This is a genomic window from Mesorhizobium sp. M0514, from assembly GCF_040321145.1.
Classification (GTDB): domain Bacteria; phylum Pseudomonadota; class Alphaproteobacteria; order Rhizobiales; family Rhizobiaceae; genus Mesorhizobium.
The window spans coordinates 1-1862 of sequence record NZ_JAMYQZ010000197.1 but is presented as its reverse complement, the minus strand read 5'-3'; the positions used below and the strand labels follow the sequence as shown (position 1 = coordinate 1862).

Here is a 1862-nt window from a genome sequence, read left to right as displayed (position 1 = left end):
ACCCGGGCAGGCGGCGCTATTTCGCCGCGAAATCGCTTGCCGACGAGCGCGGTGAAGGCGATCCCTTGCCCTGCGCCATCATGGAGGACGGTGACGACGCCGATGCGCTCGAAGCTTCCTGATCGAAAACCTCGCCCGCCTCGATCCTGACGAAGTATGGCAATGGGAGACGTTTCGCGGCTTGTCAGGCAAGGCCGCACCGTTCTCGACATCGCTGTGACCTTCGGCATCACTGATCTCAAGGTCAAACGCATTCTGGCGCTTGGCGACCTCTTGCCCAAAATCCGCGAAGCCTATCGGCGCGAGGAGATCGACACCGAGCCGGTGCGCCATCTCACCATGTCTTCCAAGGCGCAGCAGAAGGACTGGCTGGCACTCTGTGCCGATCCCGATCAATACGCGCCGCGTGGCTATCAATTGAAGCAATGGCTGTTCGGCGGCCAGTCGATTTCCACCAAGGTGGCACTGTTTGCCATCGAGGAGTATCCCGGCCTGATCACCTCGGACCTGTTCGGCGAGGACAGCTATTTCGCCGATGCCCACCTGTTCTGGCAAAAGCAGAACGAAGCGATTGCCACCAAACGCGACACCTATCTCAACGAGGGCTGGAGCGAGGTTGTGCGCTGGAACCGGGCCAGTATTTCCACGCATGGGACCACGAGAAGACCCCGAAGAAGAAGGGCGGCAAGATCGTCATCACTGTCTCGCATCGCGGCGAGGTCGAGTGTCACGAGGGCTGGCTGTCACGCAAGGAAGCCCGCCGCGCCCGCGAGGGCGGCGAGCAAGAAGAAACAGCCGCCAAGCTGCCGCGCCCCGAAGTCACCGGCCCGATGCACAACTATATCGATCTGCATCGCCATGCCGCCGTGCGCGCGGCCATGCTCGACCATCCCGCCGTGGCGCTGCGCCTCGTGGTGGCGCACGCCATCACCGGTTCGGGCCTGTGGCAGGTGCGGCCTGAGCCGCAGCGCGCAGCCAACGAGACGGTGACTGCCAGCCTTGCCGGCTGCAAGGCTGAAGCCGCATTCGGCAAAAAGCGGCGCGAGGTATTGGCCCTGCTCGGATCACCGGATGAGGATAGCTTGGTCGCCGGCGGCGATGGCGACGCCGTTGCTATCGCCGGCGTGTTCGCGCGCCTCTTGGCGCTCTGCGACGACGATGTCATGCGCGTTCTCACCCTTGTCATGGCCGAGACGCTTGCAGCCGGCAGCGCCGTCGTCGAGGCGCTCGGCAACCACCTGAACGTCGACATGGGCATATGGTGGCAACCGGACGATGCCTTCTTCGACCTCTTGCGCGACAAGGAAATCGCCAATTCGATGCTGGCCGACGTCGGCGGCAAGCTGGTCGCGGACGGCAATGTCGCCGAGAAGGTCAAGACGCAAAAGAACATCATCCGCGACTTCCTGGCGGGCGAGAATGGCCGCCCCTGGGTCGAGACCTGGCTGCCGCGCTGGATGAAATTCCCGGCCGAAAGCTACACCAGCCGCGGCGGCTCCGCACCGCCGATCAGTGGACACAGGTGCAGCCGCTGTTCGTGCGCGAATAGTCGATCAGGGCCCGAGCGGCGGTTCTCTCGATTACCGCCGCTCAGGTCGCGCGCGCCGCTACGGGCCACGCCGGCTGCCGATTGGGCGTCTTGTCGAGCCAGTGCCGCGCGCGAGAAATTCCGACGCCAGTTCGCCCCATTTCTGCAGCCCCGCACCGCGCCGGGTTGCTTGCTGAGGCGCCAAAGGCCCATGGGGCCAAAATTGTCCGATCCGGCTGCCGACAGAGCCCGCGCAGCCGGCGCTCTGCATTGCGGCCGGCTTCTTGTGTCACCGATCGCGCCACCTGTCTCCATTGTGTCTCGGGGACCATTC

General features: G+C 64.4%; 1 pseudogene. It reads left to right on the top strand.

Features of this window, described 5'->3' with window-relative positions:
* Nucleotides 1–425: 425 nt before the first annotated feature.
* A pseudogene (locus NKI61_RS32750) lies at nucleotides 426–1862 on the top strand (hypothetical protein); the annotation flags it as partial.